The following is a 7,988-nucleotide window of genomic DNA, read 5'->3' as shown; positions in this document are numbered from 1 at the left end:
TGAAGTAAGCTTTAAATTTGTTGGTTGTATTAATTCGCTTGTACTAGAATTATAATATGTACCTGAACCGTATTCTGTCTGGTTCTCTAATAGGAGTACAGGGTAATTAAAGTTGTTCATTAAATATAAGAAAGCAGTAACATTTGTATTACTTGTTGGTAATCCCCAATATGCTTTATTTGGTGCGTATTGGGCAAAGCTTTTACCGAGAGGAGTTAAGTTAACTATCATGCTTAAGGTTCTGTTTGTCTTCACATTATATAAGCCGTAGTAGCTAAGGTTTCCAGTTTCAAGGTTAGTTAAAACTGTTGTTAAAGCTGGTTTTAATAATAAAGTAATGGTATTTGTTCCAATTGTAGGTGATGTTGTAGTATAAACTGGAGTATATGGACTTGATAAAGCGACAAATACTGTTATATTTGTTGCAGAGCTTACATTAGGATCAACTTTTTCTATATTGCTGAGAAATGTTGATAACTCACTTTGAGTTAAGGTTACGTTTGCAACTAGATATTGAGCGTTTGACTTTAAAAAGAATGAACTTGTAATTGGTTGTGTTACATAAGTTGATGGAGCCGCAAAGTAAAGATATAAAACATAGGGACCTGATAGTGTAGTGCTTACATTGAAGCTAAATACTAGCTGTACTTGACCTCCTGGACTAACAACACTTGGATACGCAACTCCAGTACCTGCTTGTATATTTACCGTTGATGGTGCAGCATGCGTTACTGGTATTACTCCTAACGCCATTACTAAAACAAAAGCTACAGCCATTAAGGCTATAGCCCCATATCTTGTTTTCGAATTCATGATATTTACACCTTATTTTGGCTAATATCTATTTGGTATTAACCTGGTATTTAAGGGTTAACCCCCTTTTCCGCTAAACATAGTATCCCACAGGTAAAAATAAGTTTATTTTTATATTAAAAAAATCAATTATAAAAATAATTAGAGAAAACAATGTATTGCATACAATTCCCGTTTTACTAAACTCTTCCACAAAGGTGCTGTTATACAATTTATTTAGAAGTTTTTTTAAAGAATTTAGTGAGTTCAAAAGACTATCGTGAAAACTAAAACTTCTAGTAAAATGATTTTAATAAATCATATAGGGAAAATCGAATGTTCCCTTTATATTACCTCGAATTCTTTCTGATTAACCTTAGGAATCCTACCATTTTAGAACAAGTTAAATTATTGATTTTAGTTTTATCGAGATTATCCTTAATTAAAAATGGGAATAATACTATAGAAATACATAGAGAAGATCTAATATTATTAAGATCTTAACAATATAAAAAACCTATAACCAAAGATATTATAGTGAACAGCAAGTACCCTATGAGAGTAATCAGGTGAGGGAGATGAAATTAATATTGCTCGATTATGATGGTACAATAAGCCCTATAGATGTGGGCTTAGAAAAAGCATATCCATCAGCAAAGGTCATTGAATCTATTGATTATACTAGAAAAAAAGGAAACAAGGTAGCTATTGTATCAACAAAGAGCTGCGATTTATTGATAAACAGAGTTAAAGCAGATGCATATGCATGTATTGCTGGGGCAGAAATAATTTATGGTAATAGGTCTTGTATTGATACAGATTTAATAAAATATCAGGATGATGCTATTTCATTAATAGACTTCATCAAAAAAGATAAAGATATAAAAGAGAGCAAGGCAAAAATAGATATAAAAAAAACAACAACGAATTTAATTGCAGGCATAACAATAGATTGGAGGTTTTCTAATTATCCAAAAAGTTTACCATCAATAATTGAGCAGGCAAAAAAATTAAATCTAAAAGTTATAAAATATGAAAATGAACCTTTCATAGATATTTTAGTTAGCAAAGCCAATAAATCAGATGCCGTTTTATTTTTGAAAACGCTTTTTAATCCTAAAATCACCATATATTTCGGAGACAGTGAAAACGATTTACCTGCATTTAAAGTATCAGATATATCAATTTTAGTATTAAACAAATACAATGAACATTTAAAGAATGCAGGTATTAATGAAATAGTTGAGTTCGATAAAATATGGGAGGCGATAAGAAAATATGCAGATTATTAATTACATTATATATGCAACGATATTCCTAGTAATAATAGTAGGCTTTTATCTTTTAGGGAAAATAGTAAAATTTTTAATAAAAAGATCATTAGAAATTACTGGATTTAATGATTGGTTTAAGCATATAAGCATGGGCAGATTAACTTTAAGAGCTGGTATGACAGGCGGGGACTTTTTTGGAAACATAATAGCTTACTTTCTGTATGCAACAGGAGTTATATTAGCTATAGACTTCATCTCTAATGAAGTTCTAAAGGAATTAAAATTGGCCTCTACCTTGCTCACAATAGGTCTAGGTTATACAGCTCTCTTCGTATTTACAATAATTATTGGTTTCATTTTAATAGATGTTTTCGATAGCTATATAACAAGCGAAGCAAAATTAAGAGGAGGACAAGAACTTGAAATACTAATAGTTTACATTAAAATAGTTCTTTACATAACAGTTATAACTTTAGCTATGAGAGAAGTAAAGCTTGATGTAACTCCATTAATGATTTTACTTCAACCATTAGCATGGGGATTAGCAATAGCATTTGTTGCTTTAATTTTATCTAGATACTTAAGGAGGGCATGAGATGGGATTCAACTTTTTTTCAGTTATGTATCAAACATCTAAAAGCAAAGGTCAAGAGCTTGTTGCACAACGTATGGTAAAGTGGGCTATAAAGCTTGGATATAAATCATATTTAATAACGAGCATATATCATGATAATGAGCCTATAATCAGAGAAAGAGAATTAGAGTTATCAGAAAAACCTTATCAGGTATTTGAAAAAGATCCAAAAATTGATTTACCTACTGTAAGGGTTTTAAGCAGGAAAGTAAATTGGCCCCCAAGAAGGATAACTTTTAGAGACTTTATTAATATATTAAATAAAATAGATGAGGAATTGGGCATAAATTTTATAGTAACCCATTCAACTCTTTGGAATGGTCCTGAAGATGCTGCTAAGTGGATTATGTGGAGAAAATTGATGGGAACAATAAATGTGAACCAAAAAAAGATTGTATATGGCCATATGTCCCATTATCAGCCGCCAGAGCCTGGAAGATACGATCCTATAGAGAGAACCTATAGGATGGCATGGAATATGACAGAATTACCTTCTATATTCAAAGCAGCTGATCTTATTTTAGTTGTAACAGGAATTGAAGGGGAAGATATGATAACACTAGGAGCAAATCCAAAACAGATATATATATTTCCTGGAGGATTAGATGATGATGAAGCAAAAATTATAGATGAAGCAAAACCAGATTTATTTATTGAACAATTTTTAAAAGAAAATAAAAACAAAAAAATAATAGCATATCTTGGTACAATAGAAGAAAGGAAAAATCCATTAGCTGTTGTAGAAATAGCAAAACATTTCAAAAACAATGAAGATATAGTATTTGTTATAGCTGGAAAACCAGGAGATCAATGGGATAAGGTGTATAAGGAATCTAAAAAATTGAAAAATGTTGTGTTAACCGGGGAGTTAACAGTTGAGCAAAAAGCTTCTTTAATAAAATCAAGTTATTTAAATATAATAATGTCAAAAATGGAAGCTTTAGGATTAACTCAGATAGAGTTCATGTATGGAGGGGTGCCAGTTATTACAAGCGCAGTATATGGGCAAAAATGGCTTATCTCCAATGGAATTGATGGAATACATCTAAGAGGACCTGATGATATTGAAGGGGGAGTAGAAGCAATAAATAAAATAATGCAAAATGAATCTTTATATGAAGAAATGAAAGTAAAAGCAATGGAAAAAGGAAGGAATTTTTTAATGTCTAAATTAATGAGGGAATTGATTGAAAAAGCAAAACAGCTTTCCTCACAATAGATTCTCAACCAATGAAGAATCAACAATTTTTCTTATGAATTCCTTTTTATTTACATTAAACTCATTAAAGGGTTTATTTAAGAAACATAAAATTTATCTAAAAAAATTAAAAATTTATTAAAAATTTATTAAATTTCTTAATAATAAATCCTAATTATTAACAATTTAAAATCTCATTTCAACTATGTCTTTATCTACTGGAATAAAATCTGGCCCAACTCTTTGTCCATTATATTTTACCCCTTTTCCCCAAATTTTAGCATACCTTACATTTGAATTAGGATTTATAGTTTCGGCTATTTCTTTAATTGTTGCATTTTCCTTAATTATTAATGGCTCCTTATCAGGCAATGAATTCGGTTTTTTCGTATAAATCCTTTTTATTTTTAGAATTTTAAATATATCATTACCAAGATCATTAAGGCCTTCACCAGTTTTCGCAGAAACAACCCTATATAAGATGTCTTTCGGCAACAAGGGTATATTAAATTCCTTAACTAGATCTTTTTTATTAAAAAGCACAATGGTAGGCTTATATGTTATTGCATTGATTAAAGAAGCATCTATATCGTCTAGCTTTGGCTCACCATAAACTTCTACTGTTGCATTAAATATCCTATAAGAGCTTAAGACTTTCCTTACATCATCTTCAGTAAAACTGGGCTTTCCGTAAAATACAACATTTATTCCATTACCAGTCCTATGCTTTACTATCCTTATGTAACCCTTTTGCATAGATGTCATTATACCTTTTTTCTCAAGTGTTTCAAAAATTTTTTTCAAATCCCTTTCATAATCACTATCTAATCCAACAACTATTATTATTGCATCAGCATTCCTTGCTATTGCCAATACCTTTGTATTAATGTAATCTCCCTCATTGCTAATTAAAGGCGGTGTATCAATTAATTGAAACTGTATATCTTCGAATTGCATCATACCTGGTACTGGTTCACTAGTTGAAAAAGGGTTAGGACTTATAACAACTTTAGCATTTGTTAGTCTTGAAACTATACTGCTTTTGCCTGAATTTGGAGGACCAATTATAGCTATTTGGCCAGCTCCAGCTTTTTCAACGAAAACTCTTGGCCCTCCTCCACCTCTTTTCTTTTTTCTCTCCTTTTCTTCCTCCTGCCTAAGCTCAGCTAACCTACTCCTCGCCCAATAAAGTAAGTTCTCAGTACCTTTATGCTTAGGAACTGCACTTATAAATTCCTCTAAAGCTTTTATTTTATCTTCAACAGTTTTAGCATCGCTGTATTTATTTAGCTTAGCAATTGCTTCTGCAGGCAGGTTTGTTACCATCTATTTTAATCCCTTATTTATAATAAGAATTTAAAAATTAAAAATGTTGAGATCCATAGACCGAAAACAAGATAGATATTAAACTTTTGCAAATAACGGAATATTAGGTGTATAAGTTGGAAAATACATCAGTTGAGATTCCGAGTTGGATTCATAGAGTAAAAGTTCCCATTCCTATAGAATCCTTGAAATATATAAACGTTTACATGATTACAGATAACACTTCTTTTAGCTTAATAGACGCAGGAATGTATAATATGAGGTCATTTCATGAACTATCTAAGGAAATAAAAAAATTGGGATATAAAATTAGCGATATGGAATCTGTTATTGTGACTCATTTTCATGTTGATCATATAACATTATCTCCAGTTTTATACTCATTAGGAGCATCAGATTTTTATCTAGGCTTAAAAGATGCAAAAGTTTTAAAAAAAGGCTTCGATAAGTTCATAAACAAGGCTTTAAAAATCTATGTAAATCATGGCATGCCGCCAGGCGAAGCAAATGAAATATCTAAAGCTCATCCGGCAATGAGATTAGTCGATGTATATACAAATGATCTCCAAGAAATCCCATGGATTACTTTAAGCAGTGATTCCGAAATAGATATACAAGGATTAAAGTTTAAGGTATTAGAAGTCCCAGGTCATACGCCTGGACAAATAAACCTTTATAATAAAGAAGAAGGTATAATTTTTACAGGAGATCATATAATAGATCCAATAACCCCTCAAATAACTTTAACAGATGAGAACACAGACCCATTAACAGATTACATAAATAGTTTAGAAAAAATTGCTTCTTTAAATGCTAAATTAGCTTTTTCTGGACATAGAGAACCCATATTAAATCCCAGTAAAAGAGCGAATGAAATAATAAAGCATCATGAAGAAAGGCTTAATGAAATATTGAAATTAATTAGTAAAACTCCATTAACTGGATATGAAATTGCGAAAAAGGTTAAATGGAGAGCATCGTATAATTCTTGGGAAGAATATCCATATGCTGAAAGATTTTTTGCTATGGGAGAAACGCTAGCCCATCTAAAGAGATTGGAAGTACTTAATAAAGCAGAAAAGGTTGAAATGAAAAATATTTACGTCTGGAAAGCAATTTAATTACAGCTACTTAATGAAGCAATCATTTCTTCAACTTTTTTACATATTTTTGGAAAAACTTCTTCAACCTTTTCATCAACTTTTATATCAGCATAATAATCTAATTCTGTTTCACCCATGTTTATTATTATTAATTCAGCTCCATTGCTCTTAGCTATAATCGGTAATTGATTAGCTGGAGAAACTGATAGACTTGAGCCTAAAACTAAGAAGAGATCACTTTTAGATGCTAAATCAAATGCTTGCCTAATTTCTTTTTCAGGTAGCGGTTCACCAAAAAATACAACGTCTGGTTTTAAAATACCTCCACAATATGGACATATAGGGATTTTATTTTGTTTAACATCATTAAAGGCGTTTTCTATATCATACTTTCTGTAACATTGAGTGCATATGGCATATTTCATGTTTCCGTGAAGCTCAATAACATTTTTACTACCAGCTTTTTCATGAAGGTTATCTATGTTTTGTGTTATAACTGCTTTTATTATATTAAGTTCCTCAAGTCTAGCTAAAGAATAATGAGCTCGATTAGGCTTTGAATCCTTAATTTTTTCATACATTTCATTCATAAAAAGCTTCCACGTGTTTAATGGATCAGAATAAAAATGAGATATGTGAAAGAGGTTAGGGTCTAAAACTTTCCATATTCCTTGGGGTCCTCTAAAATCAGGTATGCCGCTTCCTGTACTAATTCCAGCCCCTGTTAATACTACAGCAAAACTTGATTTTATTAGTTTTTCAGCGATTTGTTTTATTAAATCCACAGTTTCACCAAGATTTATTTATTTAGAATTAAGAATATAAACCCTTATTTAAAAACATAAAAGCAAAATATCTAACCAATTATATCAATTTTTTCTAAGGAAAACAGTATTCAATAACAAAGCGTTTCATATAACAAACTTTATTTTTAAAAATGTGTAAATTATAAATTTTCATTTAAACCAACAAATTTTTCAAATTAAAAATTTATATATCATATATATTAATAATAAATTATGGTGAGAGAGAATGGAATTCCAAAAAGAAACTCAAGTTACCCCTATGGAATCGGCTAAAAAGGCAAGTAGTTCATTGGTTAAAATGGTGGTATTTCTTGTATTATATATAGGAATTTCAGCCGGAATTCAATATGTTATGACTTTGTTTAATTTGTTGCCATATTTTAAATATGTTAACGCAGTACTCGTGTTAGCTTTTGGATGGTATATAGTTTTATATTTTGCAGAATTTGTATACTGGACTATGAGATCTAAATACGATCATCCTACTGCAGTTGCTTTCAAAAACATGATGAGAATTATAGGTATTGTAGCAATAATAGCAGCTGTTGTAGGAGCAGCTGTAGGAGGCATTGGAGGTCTTACAATAGGCGGATTTTTGGGCATAGTAGTAGGTTTTGCAGTACAGCAAGTAACTGGCCAGGCAGTAGCAGGTATCTTTATCTTAGCGGCAAAGCCATTTAAAGTAGGGGATCATGTTAACATACTCGGTGAAGATGGAATCGTTGAAGATATAGGAGCTATGTTCACTAAAATTAGAAAACAAGACAATAGCATTGTATTAATACCAAGCTCATCAATTATAGGCAATAAAATTTATTTGCTAATACAAAAACTAACTGGTCAATAAAATTTAAA

At 30.7% G+C, this 7,988-nt stretch carries 8 protein-coding genes; 5 read left to right on the top strand and 3 right to left on the bottom strand.

What is annotated here, in order from left to right; translation table 11 throughout:
• Positions 1-813: hypothetical protein (locus Q0C16_RS00165; protein ID WP_292319014.1), on the bottom strand; the 813-nt coding region annotated here is incomplete at its 3' end.
• Positions 814-1,370: 557 nt separating this feature from the next.
• On the opposite strand from Q0C16_RS00165, the gene Q0C16_RS00160 reads away from it, so the two are divergent.
• From Q0C16_RS00160 to Q0C16_RS00150, 3 genes are read left to right on the top strand one after another with little or no spacing between them, the layout of a single operon-like run.
• A complete protein-coding gene (locus Q0C16_RS00160; protein ID WP_292319013.1) occupies positions 1,371-2,084 on the top strand; it encodes an HAD-IIB family hydrolase in 714 nt (237 codons plus the stop codon).
• On the top strand, positions 2,071-2,661 hold the full coding sequence (locus tag Q0C16_RS00155) for a hypothetical protein (protein ID WP_292319012.1): 591 nt from the start codon (positions 2,071-2,073) through the stop codon (positions 2,659-2,661). The genes Q0C16_RS00160 and Q0C16_RS00155 overlap by 14 nt, the downstream gene beginning before the upstream one ends.
• Before the next feature lies 1 nt (position 2,662).
• Positions 2,663-3,919 (top strand): glycosyltransferase family 4 protein, encoded by a 1,257-nt coding sequence (locus Q0C16_RS00150; RefSeq protein ID WP_292319011.1) that lies wholly within the window; start codon positions 2,663-2,665, stop codon positions 3,917-3,919.
• A 165-nt stretch (positions 3,920-4,084) separates the two neighbouring features.
• Here the strand turns inward: Q0C16_RS00150 and Q0C16_RS00145 are convergent, their stop codons facing one another.
• Positions 4,085-5,224 carry a GTPase gene (locus Q0C16_RS00145; RefSeq protein ID WP_292319010.1) on the bottom strand — a complete coding sequence of 380 codons (1,140 nt, stop codon included), beginning with the start codon at positions 5,222-5,224 and terminating at the stop codon, positions 4,085-4,087.
• 116 nt (positions 5,225-5,340) lie between these two features.
• Here Q0C16_RS00145 and Q0C16_RS00140 point away from each other — a divergent pair, with 116 nt between their 5' ends.
• Complete coding sequence (locus Q0C16_RS00140) at positions 5,341-6,345, top strand: MBL fold metallo-hydrolase (RefSeq protein ID WP_292319009.1); 1,005 nt, start codon at positions 5,341-5,343, stop codon at positions 6,343-6,345.
• Here the strand turns inward: Q0C16_RS00140 and cobB are convergent.
• A complete protein-coding gene (cobB, locus tag Q0C16_RS00135; protein ID WP_292319008.1) occupies positions 6,342-7,112 on the bottom strand; it encodes an NAD-dependent protein deacetylase in 771 nt (256 codons plus the stop codon). The two genes, Q0C16_RS00140 and cobB, sit on opposite strands and share 4 nt — an antisense overlap.
• Before the next feature lie 247 nt (positions 7,113-7,359).
• Here cobB and Q0C16_RS00130 point away from each other — a divergent pair, with 247 nt between their 5' ends.
• Entirely contained in the window at positions 7,360-7,980 is a 621-nt protein-coding gene (locus Q0C16_RS00130; protein WP_292319007.1) for a mechanosensitive ion channel domain-containing protein, read from the top strand.
• Positions 7,981-7,988 lie beyond the last annotated feature (8 nt).

The organism is Caldisphaera sp. (assembly GCF_023256325.1).
GTDB lineage: Archaea > Thermoproteota > Thermoprotei_A > Sulfolobales > Acidilobaceae > Caldisphaera.
Note: the sequence above shows the minus strand (reverse complement) of the source record. Positions and strands in the feature narration are given on the sequence as shown.

What these genes read in the sequence shown, in the direction of transcription:
- Q0C16_RS00160 (WP_292319013.1), top strand. Translation starts at nt 1,371, where the DNA reads ATGAAATTAATATTGCTCGATTATGATGGTACAATAAGCCCTATAGAT.
- Q0C16_RS00155 (WP_292319012.1), top strand. Translation starts at nt 2,071, where the DNA reads ATGCAGATTATTAATTACATTATATATGCAACGATATTCCTAGTAATA.
- Q0C16_RS00150 (WP_292319011.1), top strand. Translation starts at nt 2,663, where the DNA reads ATGGGATTCAACTTTTTTTCAGTTATGTATCAAACATCTAAAAGCAAA.
- Q0C16_RS00145 (WP_292319010.1), bottom strand. Translation starts at nt 5,224, where the DNA reads ATGGTAACAAACCTGCCTGCAGAAGCAATTGCTAAGCTAAATAAATAC.
- Q0C16_RS00130 (WP_292319007.1), top strand. Translation starts at nt 7,360, where the DNA reads ATGGAATTCCAAAAAGAAACTCAAGTTACCCCTATGGAATCGGCTAAA.